At 69.4% G+C, this 19705-nt stretch carries 11 protein-coding genes and 1 pseudogene; 7 read left to right on the top strand and 5 right to left on the bottom strand.

Going from position 1 to position 19705, the window contains the following annotated elements:
• Positions 1-362 precede the first annotated feature (362 nt).
• Positions 363-1052, bottom strand: a complete 690-nt coding sequence (locus FXF51_RS08965; protein ID WP_148433792.1) for a transposase — start codon at positions 1050-1052, stop codon at positions 363-365.
• A gap of 202 nt (positions 1053-1254) precedes the next feature.
• Here FXF51_RS08965 and FXF51_RS08960 point away from each other — a divergent pair, with 202 nt between their 5' ends.
• The gene (locus tag FXF51_RS08960; protein WP_187414269.1) at positions 1255-1410 is read left to right on the top strand and encodes a hypothetical protein; all 156 of its coding nucleotides are present in this window, start codon (positions 1255-1257) and stop codon (positions 1408-1410) included.
• Positions 1411-1416: 6 nt separating this feature from the next.
• Here the strand turns inward: FXF51_RS08960 and FXF51_RS08955 are convergent, their stop codons facing one another.
• Positions 1417-1989 carry a dihydrofolate reductase family protein gene (locus tag FXF51_RS08955; RefSeq protein WP_148433790.1) on the bottom strand — a complete coding sequence of 191 codons (573 nt, stop codon included), beginning with the start codon at positions 1987-1989 and terminating at the stop codon, positions 1417-1419.
• A 418-nt stretch (positions 1990-2407) separates the two neighbouring features.
• On the opposite strand from FXF51_RS08955, the gene FXF51_RS08950 reads away from it, so the two are divergent.
• Positions 2408-3313, top strand: a complete 906-nt coding sequence (locus tag FXF51_RS08950) for a S41 family peptidase (RefSeq protein WP_148433789.1) — start codon at positions 2408-2410, stop codon at positions 3311-3313.
• 756 nt (positions 3314-4069) lie between these two features.
• On the opposite strand, the gene FXF51_RS08945 is transcribed toward FXF51_RS08950, so the two are convergent.
• Positions 4070-4636: a helix-turn-helix domain-containing protein gene (locus FXF51_RS08945; RefSeq protein WP_187414268.1), complete on the bottom strand. Its 567-nt coding sequence runs from the start codon at positions 4634-4636 to the stop codon at positions 4070-4072.
• Between the two features lie 136 nt (positions 4637-4772).
• Between FXF51_RS08945 and FXF51_RS08940 the strand changes: the two genes are divergently transcribed.
• Positions 4773-7727: an ATP-binding protein gene (locus FXF51_RS08940; protein WP_148433788.1), complete on the top strand. Its 2955-nt coding sequence runs from the start codon at positions 4773-4775 to the stop codon at positions 7725-7727.
• Between the two features lie 256 nt (positions 7728-7983).
• Positions 7984-14163, top strand: a complete 6180-nt coding sequence (locus tag FXF51_RS08935) for a S8 family serine peptidase (RefSeq protein ID WP_148433787.1) — start codon at positions 7984-7986, stop codon at positions 14161-14163.
• A 335-nt stretch (positions 14164-14498) separates the two neighbouring features.
• On the opposite strand, the gene FXF51_RS08930 is transcribed toward FXF51_RS08935, so the two are convergent.
• Entirely contained in the window at positions 14499-14978 is a 480-nt protein-coding gene (locus FXF51_RS08930) for a hypothetical protein (RefSeq protein WP_148433786.1), read from the bottom strand.
• 899 nt (positions 14979-15877) lie between these two features.
• Here FXF51_RS08930 and FXF51_RS61810 point away from each other — a divergent pair.
• The 3 genes and pseudogenes from FXF51_RS61810 to FXF51_RS63685 all read left to right on the top strand — a co-directional run.
• The gene (locus FXF51_RS61810) at positions 15878-16225 is read left to right on the top strand and encodes a hypothetical protein (RefSeq protein WP_222871196.1); all 348 of its coding nucleotides are present in this window, start codon (positions 15878-15880) and stop codon (positions 16223-16225) included.
• A gap of 429 nt (positions 16226-16654) precedes the next feature.
• Positions 16655-18259 (top strand): hypothetical protein, encoded by a 1605-nt coding sequence (locus tag FXF51_RS08915; RefSeq protein WP_148433785.1) that lies wholly within the window; start codon positions 16655-16657, stop codon positions 18257-18259.
• A gap of 24 nt (positions 18260-18283) precedes the next feature.
• Positions 18284-18568, top strand: a pseudogene (locus tag FXF51_RS63685) (LysR family transcriptional regulator); the annotation flags it as partial.
• Between the two features lie 315 nt (positions 18569-18883).
• Here the strand turns inward: FXF51_RS63685 and FXF51_RS62450 are convergent.
• A complete protein-coding gene (locus tag FXF51_RS62450; protein ID WP_262379363.1) occupies positions 18884-19426 on the bottom strand; it encodes a hypothetical protein in 543 nt (180 codons plus the stop codon).
• Positions 19427-19705: the final 279 nt, after the last annotated feature.

The following is a 19705-nucleotide window of genomic DNA, read 5'->3' as shown; positions in this document are numbered from 1 at the left end:
ACGTGGCCCGCACCGCTTCCATCACCGATCAGACTGTCGGTGACGCCAGGCAGCACGAGATCAGCGCTCGGTGCTGGAGGAGCTACAGCAAGGAGAGATTCCGGGGCGGTGTCTGAGGTGTCGTTGGGCGCCGCAGGACTGCTTCACCCTCGCGGAATGAGAGCCCGAAGGAACAATGCCCGCGCGCGGAGGCGCTGGCATCAGCGCGCGTCATCAACGTCCGTAGCTCTCGGGATTGACGCGGCAAGATCAGCGAGTGTCTCGTGGGCCTGCCAGCCAGCGCTGTAGCCATTCGGGCAGCCACTTGGATCCCTGCACAGATCTGGGGGAGGGGATTGTCGCAAGATCCGAGCTCGTCGCCGCTATCCGGCGCTGAGTCCAGTTCGACCATTCGCCGGGCACACCTGTCGGTCCGCCCGGCCACGGTAGTCACCCTGGACGGTGGTGGCCGGCCGGAACGCCCGTACCTGGGCCGGGATGAGGCCCTGCTCGCGCATCAGGGCGCACACCAGCTCGGCCGAGCAGTGCTCGCCGCGGCGGGCCGGGGCGGCGTGCACCCGCCGGTAGCCATAAGTCTCGTGCGAGCCGGCGAAGATCTCGGCGACCAGGGTTGCCAGCAGGGCCCGCGTTGCGCGGTGGCCGAGGCCGGCCGCTCGCGCCACTCGTAGAAGCCCGAACGGGACACACCCAGCCAGGCGCACATCCGCGCGATCTTGTGGGAGGCCTTCTCCGCGTCGATGAGCTCGTACTTGGCGAGCGTCATCGAGTCTCGGACGCGAAGAAGGCGGCTGCTTTTTCAGGAAGATCAACTTTTCGCGCAGTTCGGCGTTCTCCCGCTTTAGCTCCCGGATCCGCGCCCGGTCCGGCCCGGAGACCGGCCGCTGCCCATCCCGGGCGTGCACGATCCGATGGCGATTCACCCAGCTGTCCAGGGTGCTGGCGTTGATGTCAAACTCGCGCGCCACCGACGCGACCGTCCGCTCGCCCTCCAGCACCATGCGGACGGCTTCTTCCTTGAAATCCGGCGAGGACTGCCTGCGACGCCTCGTCACGTACCTACCTCTTCCAGACTTCTGTCAGCTTATGTAGCCGACTGTCCGGAATCTGCTGGGCACCTCACGCTCCGTTCGCGTTCCTCCGGGCTGAGCTGGTCGTCCTCGTCCCGGATAGTGGGGGCGCGATGCCCGGAGCTCTCTTCCACCAGATGCTGCAGCTCACCTGGCACTCGCCAAGCGGACAGCCGATGACCAGCACGTGTACAACCTGACCGTCGCGAACATCCACACCTACTTCGTGACAGTGGGCAACGAGGCAGTGCTCGTACACAATGCCGACCGCCGTCCGGTGAAACTGGCGTTCCCCGCCGACCGGCTCGCGCCTGTGACCGCCCGCCGTCGGCGCGTTCCGTGAGCCGGCTCAGCGACGGACGCGGTAACGGATGTGGGTGGCCTCCGGGGTGTCGATCACCCGTACGACCTCCAGCTCGATCTCCGATGGCAGCAGGTCGAACAACCGGCGGCCACGGCCGAGCAGTACTGGGATCAGATGGACCTGCACCTCGTCCAGCACCCCAGCCTCAAGCGCCCGCTGCGCCGTGTACGCGCCCCGCACCTGCACGTCCCGCTCCCCGGCAGCGGCCTTCGCCTGCGCCATCGCGCTCTTGATCCCGTCGTTCACGTACGTCACCATCGGATAGCCCCAGCGGGCGGCGGGACCGGGCGGCCGGTGGCTCGGAACGAAGATCGGAAGGCCGTTGTGATCGCCGCCCCAGTGGTCCATGAGCTCGGCGGTCCGTCGTCCGGCGAGGACCGCGCCGGCCGCGGTCCACTCGTCCTGGAACTCCCTGACCGGCTCGGCCGGCTTGCCGGGCTCGCTCTCCACGCCGGCCCACTTGTGCAGCCGCTCGCCGTCCTCACCACCGAGGAAGTCGTCGGGATCAGCGATGTACCCGTCGAGCGACATCGACATGTCGAGCACTGACTTGGACATTTCGACCTCCTGAAGTCTCGATCCGAACGGGTCGCGCTCGAAGCGCCGGGGATGGACTCCTGATTTTCGGCCATGCGATACCGCTTGACCAGGGCGGCCACCGGCCATTCTGCGGACACGGCGACCGGTGGCCTCTTCGCCGCTGCCTCGGCAGCGCTCCCGGAGCGTCGAACCTGTTTGGTGCCCCCTCCGTCGCCGCCTTACGAGGAGCGGTAACGTACCCTCGCCTTCGTGGAACACCGGGGGGTCATGCGAACGGCTGGCCCGCCCGCGCCCGCGAAGCCGTCTCCAGCCTGCGCATGGCCGCTGGTGCCTTACCCCAGCCAGCCCCGGCGACAAGCTCCTCAGGAGGCGGCAAGGAGGAACGGTGTCTGTACGCTTTTGACGTTTTCGTCAGGGCAGTGATCTACTCCCTGCGGTGACGACTCAGACGAAGCTTCAGCCCGCCCCTGTCATCGACGAGACAGCCCGGCTGCTGACCGAGCACTACGTGTTCCCCGAGATCGCCGAGCAGCTCGCCGGCCTGCTGCGACGACGCCTCGCCGAGGGCGCGTACGACATGGACAGTGCCGAGGAACTCTCCCGTCTGGTCACCGCGGACCTGCAGTCCGTCAACGACGACAAACACCTGAGACTGAAGTACCACGCCGACCCGGTGTCCTCCGAGGAGGGTGCGGCAACCCTGGAGTCCATCCGCCGGGACTTCGACACCTCGCTGGGCGGCGCGCCCCGGGTGGAGCTACTCGACGGGGGAGTGGCGTTGGTGGAGCTGGCTCCGATGCTGTTCCCGCTGGACTGGGCCGCCGAACCGCTGAGCGCCGCGCTCACCCTGACGTCCCGCGCCCGGGCGCTGATCGTGGACCTTCGCGGCAACCGCGGCGGCGACCCGGACACCGTCGCCTTCGTCTGCAGCTACCTCCTGGACGAGCGCACCCACCTCAACACCATGCACTGGCGAAGAGGCGAGCGCAGCGAGCAGTCCTGGAGCCTGCCGCACGTTCCCGGCGCGCGTTTCGGCGGCAGCAAGCCGTTGTACGTCTTGTCCAGCGACAGCACCTTCTCCGCCGCCGAGGAACTGGCCTACGACCTGCAGCAGCTCGGCCGCGCCGTCGTCGTCGGCGAGCCCACCCGCGGCGGCGCGCACCCGTGCAAGGGCTGGACCGTGCACCCCCACCTGGAAGCCACCGTCCCCACCGGCCGCGCCATCAACCCCGTCTCCGGTACGAACTGGGAAGGCACCGGTGTGCGGCCGGACGTCCCTTGCGCCGCCGCGGACGCCCTCGACCAGGCACACGCGCTGGCCCTCGCCCGGCTGGCAGGCTGACGCACTTTTCACCCGAGGACCAGGTCCTGGAGCCGGCCCCACATTCGCTGAACGAGACCTCGCCCAGCGGCGGCTCGGCGGAGTTTCTCGCGCAACACCTGGCCGGCTTCCCGATCCAGGCCGCGCGGGGGCTGCCGCGTTGTTCCACGCCACCGCCAAGCTGCCACTGATCTCGTCCGCGGCGTCGAAGGCGTTGTGCCCTGCGGCGAGGTCGCCCACCTGAACCTGGGCCGGCCAGGAGACCTGGAATTTCCGATCAGCTACCTGTTCGACCGCGTGCTCGGCTGCCCCGAGGCGGATCGCGCCGCTCTCCTTCAGCGGCCATGGCCTCGCCGCCGGATCGATCAGCCAATCGAGTGCTCCTGCGGTCGATGCGATCACCTCCCGAGTGTCGGGAAGGTCCGCGTCGTCATCGGTGTCGCCGATCTCGAGGAAGATGTCGCTGTCGAAGGCGTCCAGCGCCCTATCGCGGAGCACGGCGAGATCGTGGACGACAACCCGCGCGGTCATGGTCCGTCGCCAACGCTGACCGGAGCGGCCGGGATCATGAGATCCGGTCACGGGAGGGATCTCCGGGGCGGGCAGATCAAAGAGCGCGGGGGTCTGTTCGGGCGTGGCCCGGACCTTCTCGCGGCCGGCCTCTCGGGCGCCGCTCGAATGAGCGATCACAATGTTCCGTTCCGCAGCGTTCGGCTGAGTCCTGTATCGCGGGGTGCGTTTCGAGGCGCAGGCCTGTGAAGGGCGTCAAACTCGGCCTTAGGCCTTCATGACTGCATCCGATGGTCGGCCGGCGCGCTGATGTTCGTTGATCAGCCCGCCGAGAACGTGACGACGCTCGATCCGGCCCAGCGGCAGCGGAATCACGTCGGAGCCATCATCGATGGGAGCTCGGAGAGGGCCCGAACGCCCCCGGTTCAGGATGCGGCGGATCGTCGCACCGCTCACCTGATGGCACAAATGTCGCAGTTCGCCACGGATGCGCTCGTAACCCCAGCGAGGATTCTCCCGCGCCAGCCTCTGGATCAACACCACGACCGCCGAATCGTGTCCTCCGGCGCGGTAGGTCCAGTGGCGTGCGATCCGACGCCGGTGCCGGCGCAGCAACGTCCCTGGCGTCACCGGCCGGTGAGCACGCAGCACCGCCGGCAGTCCCCGGCCAGCCCGGACAGCACCGCTCGATCCGCCCACGACAGCCTCGGACGGGACACCCGATGGACCAGCACGGCGACCTCGTGCCGCAGCACGGTTCTGGGAGGCGTCGCTACGGGGCAGCAGCGTCAGCCAGCCCACGAACATGGAGAAGACACGAAGCGTCACGAGCATGCCCGACCCAGGCCGCAGCTCACGACCACGACCGTGAACGGAGTGTTGGCCCCCTTCAGGCCGAGTTCCCGGCGCCCACAGGACCCCGGGCGGCCGGGTAGTTGCGCCCGAGCAGCGAAAAGCGAGATCATCGCGCATGCTCGACCCCTTGCCCGAAGACGATGGGACTTCACCGACGGTTTCTACGCCGCTGTTCGTGGGTCGTGATCGGGAGATGGCGGCGCTTCGGGTCGCCTTGGCCCGGCCGCCGGCGATCGTGCTGGTGGAGGGCGAGGCGGGGATCGGGAAGAGCAGGCTGCTGCGAGAGTGGTTGGCCGCGCCGGACCAGCGCACCGCCTTGGTCTCGGTGTGCCCGCCGCTTCGCGAATCGCTGACGTTGGGGCCGATCGTCGACGCGTTCCGTGGGATCGACCGTCCGGTGTCGCGGTTGCGGCTCACCGAGCTTGCGGGTGCGTTACGGCCCCTGTTCCCTGAATGGTCCTCGGACCTGCCGCCCGCATTGCAGCCTTTGAACGATGCGAAGGCGGCACGGCATCGCCTGTTCCGCGCCCTGGACGAGCTGCTGCGGGCTCTGCGTGTCGACGTTCTCGTGCTCGAGGACGCTCACTGGGCCGACGAGGTCACCTTGGAGTTCCTGCTGTTCGTCGCCTCCCGACAGCAATCGGACGGGCCAAGCCTCGTGATCTCCTATCGGCCGGAGGAGGTGGACGCCGGATCGCTGTTGCTGCGGCTGACGTCCCGGTTGCCTGCTGGGGTGACCCAGCTGAGGATCGCCCTGGCGCCGATGCGACCCGACGACACGGCAGCGCTGGTGTCCTCGATGCTGGACGGCAACCCGATATCGCAGGAGTTCACGACGTTCATGCACGAGCGGACCGGTGGGGTTCCTCTGGTGCTGGAGGAGTCGGTTCGCCTCATGTGCGACCGTGCCGACCTCGTCTTCCGCGACGGACAGTGGGTCCGGCTGAAGCTGCGCAAGCTACAGGTGCCGCCAACGGTGCGCGACTCCACCCGGGAGCGGGTGGGCCGTCTGTCGCCGACGGCGCAGCAGGTGTTGCGAGCCGCGGCCACGTTGGCTGAGCGGTCATCGGAGGCCACGATCGCGATGACCGCCGGTCTGTCCCCGACTGCGTGCCGAGGCGCCATCGCGGAGGCGGCCGACGTCGGCGTCCTGGACGGAGACGACCGCGGCCAGTGGCGGTTCCGGCACGTGCTGGCCGCCACGGCTGTCTACGAAGCGATCCCGTTGACCGACCGCAGGCACTTCCACCTGCTGGCCGGCCGGGCCTTGGAGGACATCCATCCGCCGCCTGTCGCACGCCTTGCCCACCACTTCCGTGAGGCGGGCGAGACCCGGTCCTGGGCGCGGTACGCCGAGCAGGGTGCCGAGCTGGCCATGGCCTCGGGTGACCACACCAAGGCGGTCGACTTGCTGGTCGATCTGTTTTCGTGGTCCGAGCTGCCGCCGGCGGATCGGGCACGAGTCGCGCGCATCGCCGGAGTGGCCGCGCTGGGCCGTCGTGAACCGGTCGACGAGGTCTACCACCGCGTGATCCGTACCTTGCGCTCGGTGCTGGAGACCCCCGGTCTCTCCGCCCGCCAGCAGGCCGAGATCCGTAACCCCTTGGGCCGGCTCCTGATCATCGGGGGTGAGGCGCAGGCCGCGCTCAGCGAGCTCGAGCAAGCGGTGACCAACCTCGACCATGACCCGGTCGAGGCGGCCCGGGCAATGACCTATCTAGGCTGGGCCTACGCGGGACCGTGGCCGGCGTCGACCCATCGGCGTTGGCTGGATCGCGCCGCTGAGCTCACCGCCGAAGTCGATTCTCCCGCGGAGCGGCTGAACCTGGCCGGCAACCGAGCCGCTGCGTTGCTCATGCTCGGCGAGGAGGAGGCCTGGGACGTCGTCGCTGGCCTGCCCATCGACGGCGCGGCCTCGGCGGAACGTCTCGACGTGGCCCGCATCCACGCGAATGTCGGGACCGGCGCACTGATCTGGGGCAGGTACGCCGACGCGGAAAGACACCTCGCCGTGGCCATGCGCCTTGCCGAGGCCGAGCAGGCGTCCCGGCTGCAACACAACGTCCGGCTCGAACAGACCAACCTGGCGTGGTTCACCGGCCGGTGGGAGGGGCTCGCGGAGACAAGCGCGGCGCTCGCCGATGCCGACCGGGACCGGCCGGCGCACTACCTCGGCAGCATTCGCCTCGCGGCCCGGCTGGCGGCCGCAGCCGGACGGCGGCGCGCGGCGGGGGAGCAGTTCCGGCTGGTCCTTGAGGAGTCTGCCCGTCTCGGCGCAGCCGACGACACGATGGAGGCCGCCGCTGCGCTGGCCAGACTGTGGCTGACGGACGGAAACAGCGGCCGGGCGCTGCAGATCACGAACGAGCCGATCGACACAGTTCGCAGAAAAGGCATCTGGGTCTGGGCGACGGACCTCGTCCCCGCCCGGATCGAGGCACTCCTCGTCGCTGGCGACCTGAAGGCCGCGACCCGCCTGGGCGACCAGTTCGCCAGAGGACTGCGTGGCCGTACGGCGCCTGCGCCTCGCGCCGCCCTCACCGTATGCCGTGCTCTGCTGGCCGCCGCAGCCGGAGACCACGCCCGCGCGGCGAGGGCGTACGACCGGGCGGCGCGCGCCTGGAACGCGTTGCCGCGCCCCTACGACGCCATGCTCGCCCGCGAGCGTCAAGCCGCGGCGCTCATGGCGCAAGGCCAGCTCGAACAGGGCCGAGAGCTGCTGGCCGCACAGTACGAGCAACTGTTCAAACTCGGAGCCCGCGGCGATGCGGACCGTGTCGCACAGCGGCTTCGCGAACACGGCGCCGAGGTTCCGCGATTGTGGCGCGGCGGTCGACGGGGGTACGGCGACCGGCTCTCACCTCGTGAGCTCGACGTGGTCCGACTGGTCGTCGCCGGCAAGACGAACCGGGAGATCAGCCGGATTCTGGCCAAGTCACCGGCCACGGTGGATCAACAGCTGCGTGCGGCGATGCGCAAGTTGAAGGTGAGTTCCCGGACCGCGCTCGCGGTCAAGGCGGTAGAGGCCGGAGTGTTCGCGGAAGAGGATTCCCTCAGCGACCCGTCGTGAAAATTGACGTATCCGCCGGATAGCGAAGATCGCTCGTCACCCCGAGCATGACTCCATGATCCATGGCACTGGGGCAGTGCATGCCTGAGCGACCTGCCGCGCGTGACGACTCCCTCATCGAGCACCAGCGACCATTTGAGCCGCGCGTCAGCACCCCTGACGCCCCTGACGCCCCTGACGCCCAAGATGACGGCGACGACGGCGATGACGAGAGCCACGACCCCTACCAACCCCTGTAGGCCGGAGGACCCCGCACGTGAGACTGAAAGCCCTCGTCGCTTCGCTGGCCGCAGTGGTCGGCCTGAGCATGATCTCGCCCTTACCGGCGTCGGCCGCTGAGCCGGATCCCGGTGCGCCCGCCGACAAGATCGCGTCGGACCTGAAGGGCCGCTTCCGCACGGAGCCGGTCTCCGACTTCTGGATCACGTTCGACACCAAGGCCGACCTCGCACCGGCGAAGAAGATCGCCGACTGGACCACTCGCGGTCAGTTCGTCTACGACGCACTGAAGGCCTCGGCCAGGGCCTCCGCGGCGTCCGTCTCCGCCGGACTCGACGCGGCGGGCGTGAAGTACACGTCCTACCCGCTCGTCAACGCCGTGCTCGTCAAGGGCGGCACGCAGAAGCTCGCGCTCGACGTCGCCTCGGTCGGGCAGGTCGCCGAGATCCATGCGTCGCCACAGGTCGCGCTGGTCGAGCCCGTGGACGAGAAGACGCCGGCCGACCAGGCCGTCCGCCCCGCCGCCCCCGCCGAGGACGGCACCGTCTCGTGGGGTCTGGACGCCATTCACACCCCTCAGGCCTGGGCCAAGGGGGCCACCGGTGCGGGCATCACCGTGTCCAACCTCGACTCGGGCGTTCAATTCGACCACCCCGCCCTGATGCGGCGGTACCGCGGCACGAAGCCCGACGGCACCGTCGACCACAACTACAACTGGATGGCCACCCGGGGTACGTGCACCGGCGCACCGTGCGACGACGACGGACACGGCACGCACACCATGGGCACCATGGTCGGCGACGACGGCACCAACCACGTCGGCGTCGCCCCGGACGCGCAGTGGATCGCGACGAACGGCTGCTGCGACAGCACCGGCGTCGAGTCGTTGCTCAAGTCCGGATGGTGGTTGCTCGCCCCGACCGACGTCCACGGGAACAACCCCGACCCGTCCAAGCGCCCCCACGTCATCAACAACTCGTGGGGCCAGAACGTCGAGCACAACTTCGACGACTTCTTCCAGGCCATCGACGAGGCCTGGAGCGCCGCGGGCATTTTCAGCGTCTGGTCATCGGGCAACACCACGCCGTACGCGGCGTGCGACACCGTCTCCTCGCCCGGCTCCGCCGAGAGCGCCTACTCGGTCGGCGCCTACGCGTCGGACGGCACGCTCGCGTTATTCTCCCGCAAGGGCGAGGGTGAAGATGGCCGGATCAAGCCCGAGATCTCCGCTCCGGGCGTCGCCGTCCGTTCGTCCTACCTGAACGGCAGTTACACCGAGATGTCCGGCACATCGATGGCGGCTCCCCACGTCGCCGGCGCCGTCGCCGGCCTGTGGAGCTACGATCCGACCCTCATCGGGCAGGTCGAGGAGACCCGCCGCCTGCTGGCCGAGTCGGCCGTGGACGTCGACGACACCGAGTGCGGCGGCACCGCCGACTTCAACAACAAGTACGGCGAAGGCCGGCTCGACCTCGTCCGCCTGCTCGAGCTCGCCCCCCGGCAGGGCGGTACCCTCACCGGTGTCGTCACCGCCGACGGCGCCCCGGCCCCCGCCGTCGACGTGACGATCAGCGGACCGTTCAGCCGGTCCGTCGGGACCGACAAGGACGGCCGGTTCACGATCAATCTCCCGGTCGGCGACTACCAGATCAGCACCAAGGCCTTCGGGTACCTGACCGCGACCGCGAGCGCCACGGTCGCCCTCGGCCAGAACACCTCGGTTGAGGTTCCCCTCACCGCCGCCGCGCGCCACGACATCAGCGGCAGGGTCATCGACGACAAGAAGCAGCCCGTCCCGAACGCCGACGTCTCCGTCAAGGACACGCCGCTGGAGGCCGTGCGCACGGACGCCAACGGCGCGTTCACGATCGCCGGTGTGCCGGAGGGCCAGTACGGGCTCGCCGTCACGCCCAACGCCTGCTTCTCGCCGACGTCCGTCCCGCTGACCGTCGGCGCCGAGAACAAGTCGCTGGAGATCCCGATCGGGCTCGTCGTCGACAAGGGCGGCTACAGCTGCTCCCTCTCTGAGGGGGAGTACCTGCGCGGCACCGACCCGGTCGCGTTCAAGAGCGGCGTGTGGGCGACGGTGGACCTGCCGTTCCCGATCGCGCTCTACAACGGCAGCCACGACACCCTCGGAATCAGCCTGCGCGGCGTGATCTCCCCGGACACCACCACCGGACCCGGCACCGGCGGTGCGGGCATCTTCCCGTTCTACGTCCCGTCCCCCGTCCAGTTCGCCCCCGGCGGGGGAGTCTTCACGGCGGCCACCAAGGTCGACGGTGAGGACGCGTTCGTCATCGAGTTCCGCGACGCCAAGATCTGGGCCTACCCGATCCGGTCCGAGTACACGGAGCCGGTCAGCTTCTCGGCCACGCTCACCCGCTCGGGCAAGGTGATCTTCGGGTACGGCGACGGCATCGGCACCGACGACCCGGTGACCGGCGGCGCCCGCACCATCACCGGCATCCAGGGCTGGGCCGGGGTGGACGGCATCCGGTTCTCCGACAGCGTCCCGGTGCTCCACGACGGGATGATCGTCACCTACGACCTCCCGGACTGGGGCTACCTCGACGCGACCGTCGTCGACAAGAACGACGGGCTGCCGGTGTCCGGGGCCAAGGTCTCGATCACCGGCAAGAACGGCCTCGTCGAGAGCGTCACGACCAACGGGACGGGCGTCGTGCATCGCCAGCTTCCGGTCGCCGGCTACACGATGACCGTCGAGGCGCCGAACTACGGGACGGCGTCGTACGACTTCGCCCTCGACAAGCTCTACGCGAAGGCGACGATCGACGCGCGTCTCACCACGGGCGCCGCCGGCCTGAAGGCGAGCGGCCTCGACGCCGTGATGGGAACCGACCAGAACGGTGTGGGCTCGCTGACGCTGACCAACAACGGTTCCGCCCCGCTCACGTACGACCTGGGCGAGGCCGCCCGCCACCACGAGCTCGACGCCGCCGGCGCCACCACGCGCACCGGGACAGGTGCGGACAGCACGATCGATCTCACCGCGTGGAAGGCCGGTGCGAGCGGCATGAAGCCGTCGAACGTCGACGGCAAGGCCGCGACGGCGAGCGCCGCGGAAGCACAGGCGGAAGGCAAGGTCGGCACGACCTCCGGCGGCGACGTCATCACCCGCATCGACATCCCGGGCACGATCGCGGAGAAGGAACCCTCCGGCATCGGGTACGACGGCGACGTCTGGGTCCACGACTACACCGCGCGGACCAACACCGCCTACACCGTGACGGGCAAGCGGACCGGCAAGGTCTTCGACGCCTCGTGGAACCCCGAGTACCGGGCGTTCGACATGGCGCTCGACACCAAGACCGGTGACATGTGCCAGATGGAGGACAGCCCGGCCAGCTACATCCACTGCTTCGACCGGGAGACCGGAAAGGAGACCCGCCAGATCAAGGGTGACTGGTCCACGCTGCAGCTGACCGGACTCGCCTACAACCCTGCCGAGGACGTGTTCTACATCGGCGGCCGGAAGAACGGCCTGATCGGAACCGTCGCCGGGACGTCGCACGACAACGCGGGTGCGCTGCTGTCCTTCTGCGCCCCGCCGCTGCCCGAGGTGATGGGCCTGGCCTACAACCAGGCCTCCGACACCATCTGGTACACCGACCTCACCTCGAACAGGCCCACCCGCCTGCTGCAGGTCGACCCCGACGACTGCTCGCTCGTCAACGCGTGGTGGTTCCCGGGCCAGAAGGCAGGCCAGGGTGGCGGCCTCGAGACCGACTCGACCGGGGCGCTGTGGGCGGCGGACCAGATCGCCGATGACGTCGTGCTGGTCGACGTCGAGGACGACCTGCTCACCGACCTGCCCTGGCTGTCGCTCTCCTCGACCGGCGGCACCCTCGCCCCGGGCGAGTCGACGACGGTCAAGGTCTCGATCTCCTCGAAGGACGCCGACCCGGGCACTCTCGGCGCGAACATCGTCGTGTTGTCCGACTCCGGACGGCAGCCCAAAACCTACGTCCCGGTGACGCTCACGACCACGAAGTACCAGGTCGGCGTCAACGCCGGCGGCCCCTCGTTCACCGACGCCTCCGGCTACACCTGGTCCGGCGACCAGGCGGCCCGTGGCAAGGCATGGGGCTACACCGGGAAGGGGAAGACGATCTCCACGAGGGCCGCGATCAAGGGCACCGAGGACGACGCCCTGTTCCAGTCCCAGCGCACCACGCCGGGCAAGGACCTGGTCTACACCTTCCCCGACACGCCGAAGGGCACCTACGCCATCGACCTCGGGTTCGCCGAGATCGAGCAGGTGTGGCAGGGCAAGCGGGTGTTCGACGTCCTGATCGACGACGAGCTGACGCAGTACGCCTACGACCCCGTGAAGGCCGTCGGCCCGAACGCCGCCGACTGGCACACCGCCGTCGTGCAGCACGACGGCGGCCCGCTGACCGTGGAACTGCGGGGCAGCAAGGGCCTGCGGGCTCCGAGCATCGCGGCGCTGCGCGTGACGCTCGATCCGCGCGGAGACAAGGCGGAGCCGGAGCCCCAGCCCGAGGAGCCGGAGCCGGGCCCCGTGCCGGTGGCCCCCGCCGGTCGCTCGTACGCGATGAAGGTGACCGACGGGCTCTACCGCCAGGGTACGGAGGAGTCCGGGTGGCACGGCGATGACGTCTGCGGCGTGCTGTGGTTCGACTCCAGCTTCCTGTTCCCGTTCTACGACACGGCCTGGGACGGCGTGTGTGTGACGACGAACGGCGCGCTGATCTTCGACCGGGCCGGCACCGTGGGGAACAACACGGCGCTGCCGTCGCCATACGCGTACGACGCGATCTTTCCGCTCTGGGACGACCTGGTCGTCGACGACCAGGCGGGCATCTACTTCGGCGCCACCGAGGTGGACGGCCTGGCCGCTGAGGTCATCGAGTGGCGCAACGCCGCCTTCGACAGCGACAGGGCGGCCCGGGTGAGCTTTTCTGTCACCCTGATCGCGGACGGCCGCATCCAGATCGGGTACGGCGACGGCATCGGCGGCGACAACCCCCTCACCCGCGGGTCGTCGGCGACGGTCGGCGTGGAGGGCCTGAAGCGCAACCCCGCGAGCCAGTACTCCTTCAACCAGCCCATCCTGAAGGCCGGTCTGGGGCTGGAGTACACCCTCCCGGCCGCGGGCACGATCGAGGGCACGGTCACCGACGCGAACGACGGCAAGCCGATCGCGGGCGCGATCGTCACGCTCGCAGGGCCGAACGGTGACCGGGTCATCACCACCGACGAGAAGGGCCGGTGGAAGGCCCAGGCGCTGGTCGGCGAGAACACCGTGCAGGTCTGGGCGCCGAACTACGTCACGGCCGGCCGCCCCGTGACCATCGCCAAGAAGGATCAGGCCGAGGTGGTCGACACGGCGTTGACCACGGGCGTCACAACCGTCACGGGAGGCGACCTCGACTGGCTCCTCGGCCCGGACCAGAAGGCGACCGCCGACGTGATCGTGACCAACACCGGCTCCGCCCCGCTCGAGGTGCGGCTCAGCGAGCAGAAACGCGCCAGCGACGGCGGGCACGAGGCCGCCGACCTTCCCTGGCTGACCCTCACGGGCCCGGCCGCGGCCGGCACGGTCAAGCTCGCGGCTGGCGAGTCCACCACGGTCACGGCAACGGCGGACAACGCCGCCGTCGAGCCCGGCGTGCTCGTCGGGGACGTGCTCGTGGCGTCGAACGCCGGCAAGAGCGAAGCCCAGTTCAGGCCGGTCCGCCTGGCGACCTCGGCCTACTGGAAGGGTGTCGACGCGGGCGGGTCCGGGCACGTCGGTGCCGACGGCTTCGTCTGGTCGCCCGACCAGAAGCTCGGCTCGCGGCCGTGGGGCTACGTCGGTGGCAATGCCCGTGCCACCAAGGCCGCCATCGGCGGCACGGAGGACGACGACCTGTTCCGCACCCAGCGGACCGGCGAGACGTTCGCCTACGTGTTCAAGAACGCGCCCGCCGGGACGTACCGGATCGGCCTCGACTTCGCGGAGTTCGAGAAGGTCAAGGCCGGCAAGCGTGCCTTCGATGTTCTGGTCGGCGGCAAACCGGTGCTCCACGACCACGACGTGCAGGCGAGGGTGGGTGCGCTGACCGCGGACGTGAACACGGTCACCGTCGAGCACGCCGGTGGCGATCTGAAGGTCGAGCTTCTCCGCGAGATCGGCGAGCGCGACCCGATCCTCAACGCCCTGAAGGTCCAGCAGGACCCGCGCCTATGAGATAGCCGACCCATCCGCCAGCAGTGGTCAGAGCCTTCTTCGTGGGGGCTCTGACCACGCCTACCGAGTTTGCCGCTTCCGGCCCGCGCTCCTCCATCTATGCAGCTCAAGCCGCAAGTGAGTACTCGTGGCACTCTGCCGATCCGCTGTGCCAAGGCATGTGACCGACGATGGCACTGCGGGGAAATAGGGGAAGCGCTCCTCCGGGCAGGCCGGTTGCGGCCCTGCTCGCGGGGAGCATGCGCAGGGCACTCTGCGGCACATCGGCCAGGACCTGCTGGAGACCGCCGTACGCGGGGTCAAGACCCGGCCGGTTTGCTCTGGCGTCGCTGGGGTCAGACCTTCGTGGTCTCGGAACCGCCGTCGTCGTTGTGGTCGGTTCTCTTCAGGTGGAAGATGAGACCGGGCCCGTTGCCGAGCCACTGAGAGTCGCCGCCGTCGAGGGCTTCGTAGGTGGCGCGTGAGCCTAGGACGCCTTTGACGACGACGCGGACCTTTTCGGCGTGCCACCAGTCGTCGCTTGGGTTCATGCGGACGTAGACGTCGTGTTCGAGCAGGTCGCCGAAGGTCAGTTTCGGGTTGCGAGGGTCGTTGTAGGTGGGGTACCTGGTGTTGCCGCCAGACCCGTAGATGTAGTGGAACTCCTGGCCGACTTCCGTGTCGTCTTCGCTGGGGAGGTCGAGCCAGAACTCGCGTCCTGCGAGGCCCAGGTAGATTTCGGCGTCGCTGCCGCCACCGGCGGTGGCGTCATCGGGGCCGGTGTGGACGTGGGCGTCGATGCTCTCGATGGGGTCGCGTCTGTTGATGGGGGCCATGGGTGCCCTCACGCTCCTTTGACTCTATGTAGTTGATTGAACTCATAGAGTTAATAACCAATATGGGCATGGCAAAACGTGGTAAAGCGTCAAGGACGCAGAGCAACCTGCGAAAACGACATCTATAGAGATCGTTTCTGAAGGTCAAAGCACCATCTGAGGGGAGGATCATGGGCGTCTTGGCGAAGCTGCGAGCGGCGTTCAACCGCGACGCGCAGATCACCACCCCCGAGGAACTGCTCGCCGCGCAGCGCAACCAGCGCACCGGCGGCGGCGTGTCCGTCACCAACGACACGCCCTACGGCACAGCGCCGTGTGGGCGTGCCTGCGCATCCGGGCCGACCCGGTCGGCACGATGCCCGTGGACGTGTACCGGCGGGTCAACGGCGTACAGGTTGAGGTGCCCAAGCCTCCCGTCCTGGTCAACCCGGGCGGGGCAGCAGATCGGCATCATGGAATGGCTGTACTTCACTCAGGTGGACCTCGACCGGGCGGGGGACACGTTCGGGGCTCATCACCGAGCGGTCGGGCGTCATCGGCCCGGACGGGCGCGGCCTGCCCGCGCAGATCGACCTGCTCGCGCTGCAGGACGTGACCGTCCGCGCGAACGGCGCAGTTCACCGTGGCCGGCTTCCCGCTCGGCCTGACGCCGGTGGCGTACGCGGCGTGGGGCACGGCAATGACTGGAAGTACCGGCCGATTCAGGCGGTCGCTCACCAGTCAGTTCGGCCTGACGGACATCGCCCGGTTCTTCGGGGTGCCGTCCAACCTGATCGCGGAACCTTCAATGCCTGATCATGCACTTGGGGTCCGGCGGTGTCCCGGCGTGAGGACGCGCTGTCTCGTGGCCTGGTGCCCGGCCCACGCTACGTGAAGTCGAACCGCTCGGCCCGCTGGCCATGGAGGACCTGCCGCCGTTCACGCCCGAGCAGCTCGCCGAGTTCGAGACGTTGTTCGTCAGTCCCCGCACACCACCCACCACTCACCACCGCGACGTCGGGAGCGACAGGATGAGCGCCACCTCTCGCGAGGCCGCCGCGGCGGCCCGCGCACAGCATGTACGGCAGCGCGGTGACCAGCCGTCGCAGCGACGCTGCGCCGAGCTGACGGGCTCCCGTGCGGTCGCCCGGGTGCCCGCCTCGATGGAGCTGTGCGAGCAGGGCGACGGCGGGCCGCTGGAGTTCCTCGGCTACGCCACCGTCTACGAGCGCGAGCCGCAGCTGGCGCAGGACCTCGCAGGGCAGTGAGGCCAGGAGCGCGGCGAGAAGGGCTCGGTCCTCGGGTGCGAATCGCACGCTGGTGTCGGCGCCGAGTTGGCGTTCAAGGACGGTGATCTGGTCACGCAGGGCGAGGGCCTCCACGTCCTTGTCCCGATCGCCCACGGGGAGCAACCGCAGCGCGGCGGACGCGTTCGTGATGGTCAGGTAGGCCAGGCGAAGGAGCACAGCGGATCATCCTGCCGTACGCGCTTCCGTCTCCCGGGTGAACCGCTGCGCTGAAAATGATCACGATGGGGTTGTTTCGTGAGGGATCCCCATCTACGCCTCTTGTCGGTCGCCGCTCCGTTTACTCGCTGCCGCGGTGACCGTGCTGTTCCGTTCGCCCGCGAGCCGGCCCGGACCGTCCCGAGGTGGAGCGGGGGTGAGTGTCACCCGGCTCCGCTACGGTGATTCGCCATGGATGATCACTTCCCCCCGGCCGAGGACGTCCTGGTCCTCTCCGAGCCCCTGCGCCGAGATCTGCACCCCCGTCGGGGCGGCGCGGTCCCCGCGGAACCGGGCGTCTCCGACCGGGCGCTGGGCGAGGTCGCGCCCGGCGACACCGTCGACCCCGGCGCCGCGGACGTGGCAGCGAAGCTGACCGAGAAGCACCGCGGCCGCATCGAGGCGGTGCTGTCGGCGGGCAGGAGCGACAAGGCCCTGGTCGCGCACGCGCGGGCGTACCTCAGCGGTGCTGATTGTCCCGCCGGGGCGGCGGCGATCGCATCGATCGTCGACCGCCTGGAGGAGGGGCGTGAGACGCCGCGAACCTTCACCGACGGGTGGATCGCCTCCCGCGGGCTCGCCTTCGCCGCCTGCGCGCTCGCCGAACTGAGCGGCATCGCCTCCTCGGCGGAAGACCTGCGCCCGCTGGACTCCCTTCGGCAGGTCGACTCGGTGAGCCTGCGCAGGGTCCGGGGGCTGCTGGCCTTCTGCCCCGAGGAGGAGTATCGGCGGGCGGTGGAACGCCTGGCCGCGCACCGCGGCACCCGCTCGCGGCGGTTTGTCGTCTCCTACCTGGTGCCCACCCGGCATGACTGGGTGGACGAGTGCTGTGCCGACCCGCCGTCTGCCGAGTGGGGCTCGAACGCCTTCTACCGCGAACGACTGTGGGCGTCGGTGGGCACGCCGCGGCACCTCGAACTGCTCCGCTGGAGACTGGAGGACTCCGACTTCGGCGCGTTCACGTACGGGATGCGCGCCACGATGGCCGATGGCATAGGCCCGGCGGCCGCCCCGGTCCTGGTCGACGCCTGGGACCGGCTCAGGATTTACAAGCCGTGGCGGGAGCGGTTCGTGGAGCTGATCTCCCTGCTTCCGAGCGACGAGGCGTTCAAGCTGCTGCTGGAGCGGTACGAGCGGGAGTTCGCGCGTGAGTACCTGCTCGGGGCGATGGAACGCTTCCCCGTGCGGGCGGCGCGGGTGCTGTCCGCGGTGGCCGCGAGCGACTCGACGTCGGCGCTCCTTGCCTCCGGGTTGCTTCGCCTGCACCTCAAGGCGCATCCGGAGCTGCCCGGGCCGGACCCGGTGCCGCGGGTCCCGGACGCGCCCGGCGAGGACGTCCCGGCGGTGCTGACCGCGCCGGGGCGGGTGGCCCGGCTGCCCGCGTACGCCGATCCCGATGTCCTGCCGCAGGTGCTGCTCAAGGGCGGCGGCCGGGCCCTGCCCGCCGACGCGACCAGGAGGCTCGTCACGCTGGCCAAGAAGCCGGACGAGCGGCTGGACGCGGTCCGCGAGGCCTGCGACCGGCGCTCGCTGGCCGACCTGGGCTGGGCTCTGTTCCTGCACGGCGACGCCTGGGCGCTGCCCGCGCTGGGATGGCTCGGCGATGGCCGGACGGCCCGCGACCTGGCCGCCCTGATCCCCGACTGGGTGGCACGGGGCGCCAGGGCCCGCGCGCTCAAGGCTGTCGACGCCATCGCCCGGATCGGCGCCGCGGAGGCGCTGGAAGTGCTGGACGAACTGGCGGAGACGGTTCAGGACCACGCGGTCCGAGACGCTGCGGCGAGGGCGCGCCCGTAACCACGCAGGTGCACCCGAGACGCGGTGGCACGCCCGTACCGCCTGCAGAGATCGCCGCCGGCGCGCCTGGCCTGCCGATCCGGCAGTAGACGGCCAGGGCCGGCAGGGCTGAGTGGTGCCAGCCCTGACCCAACCCCCGTGCGTTACGGGGCGCTGGGCCGTCCGAGCGGAACACCGTCCAACTCCAGGTGCCGATTCCGCCGAACGGCTGCACGTGAGCCCCGCCCGGTCAGCCAGGCCATCAGGAAGCAGGAGCATGAGGTCGGCGCCACGCTGTTCGAGCGCACCAGCCGCAGCGTCCGGCTCACCCCGATCGGCGAGCGGCTCTACGCCGGCCTGCGCCTCGTCCACCGGGGGCTGAGCGAGAGCATGGAGCGGGCCAGGCTGGCGGCCCGGGGCAAGACCGAGGTGCTCCGCGTCGGCATGCTGCCGGGCGACGTCCCCCGACCTGCGCCCCTACTGGGAGGCGTTCCGGGCCCGGCATCGGGAGTAGGAGCTGCGGATCCGCCGCAATCCGTTCACCGGCCCGTTGAAGCCGCTGCGCGACGGCGAGGTGGACGCGCTGCTCTCCTGGCTGCCGGTGGAGGAGGCCGACCACGGCCTTCCACGGCCGGCGCCCAGAGGTCACAGGGAGGTGATCTCCAGGGTGACCAGGCCGTAGACGCTCGAAACCGTTCCCAGGCCGATGGTGCACAGGAGGATGCTGGTGGCCGGGGCGGTGACCAGGTAGACGAAGGTGTCCCCTTGGAACAGGCCCGCGGTGACGGTGCCGGTGATGGTCGCCACCACCACCCCGCCCGTGATGGTGCTGGTCAGGTTGCCGGAAAGGGTGGAGGACTGGCCGGTGTTCCACGTGATCGTACGGTAGACCGGACCCGCGAGCAGCAGGTCCTGGCATGACAGGGGGATCCCCGGAGCCTGCAGATAGGCGGTGCCGGAGGTCAGGCTGGGCACGGTGGCCGAGACGCATACGCCGTACTGGGAGGAGATCGTGACCGTCACCGGCTGGGTCGTGCTGGTGAGTGCGGGCTGGTAGCTGATGGCCTCGCTGCTGGGTGCGGTGCAGGTGACGTCCAGGACGCCGGCCGAGGCGGGCGCGGTCACGAGCGGGACGGCGGCCAGGAGGGCACCGAGCAGGGCGGCCAAGGAGCGTAAGCGTCTGGGCATGAAGGCTGCTCCTTGATGATTCTCATACGCGGTCAGATAGAGAAATATCTTGGGGAGCGTAAAAGGACTCGCTGATATGCCTGGAAAACGGCAGCCGGGAGGTTCTCGGCGAAAGAATTCGTGGCGCGGTCAAGAAGAACCGCCCGGGTCCATCTGTCATACGTCCGAACAGAAGTCCTGTCAACTTTTGAATGGCCGGATGAGGACGTTGACCGCCGTCTGCACGAAGTGTTTCATGAGTTGGCGATGTCCCATGTCACGCCCGGAGGGTCTCCTCGG

Origin of the sequence: Nonomuraea sp. PA05 (assembly GCF_008086045.1) — a bacterium.
In the GTDB taxonomy this organism is placed as follows: Bacteria; Actinomycetota; Actinomycetes; order Streptosporangiales; family Streptosporangiaceae; genus Nonomuraea; species Nonomuraea monospora.
The sequence above is the reverse complement of the archived record's forward strand: the minus strand, read 5'-3'. Positions and strand labels throughout refer to the sequence as shown.

Bases quoted from the DNA above. Each gene is read 5' to 3' on its own strand.
- FXF51_RS08955 (WP_148433790.1), bottom strand. From the start codon at position 1,989: ATGTCCAAGTCAGTGCTCGACATGTCGATGTCGCTCGACGGGTACATC.
- FXF51_RS08945 (WP_187414268.1), bottom strand. From the start codon at position 4,636: ATGCTCGTGACGCTTCGTGTCTTCTCCATGTTCGTGGGCTGGCTGACG.
- FXF51_RS08940 (WP_148433788.1), top strand. From the start codon at position 4,773: ATGCTCGACCCCTTGCCCGAAGACGATGGGACTTCACCGACGGTTTCT.
- FXF51_RS08930 (WP_148433786.1), bottom strand. From the start codon at position 14,978: ATGGCCCCCATCAACAGACGCGACCCCATCGAGAGCATCGACGCCCAC.
- FXF51_RS61810 (WP_222871196.1), top strand. From the start codon at position 15,878: ATGGAGGACCTGCCGCCGTTCACGCCCGAGCAGCTCGCCGAGTTCGAG.
- FXF51_RS08915 (WP_148433785.1), top strand. From the start codon at position 16,655: ATGGATGATCACTTCCCCCCGGCCGAGGACGTCCTGGTCCTCTCCGAG.
- FXF51_RS62450 (WP_262379363.1), bottom strand. From the start codon at position 19,426: ATGCCCAGACGCTTACGCTCCTTGGCCGCCCTGCTCGGTGCCCTCCTG.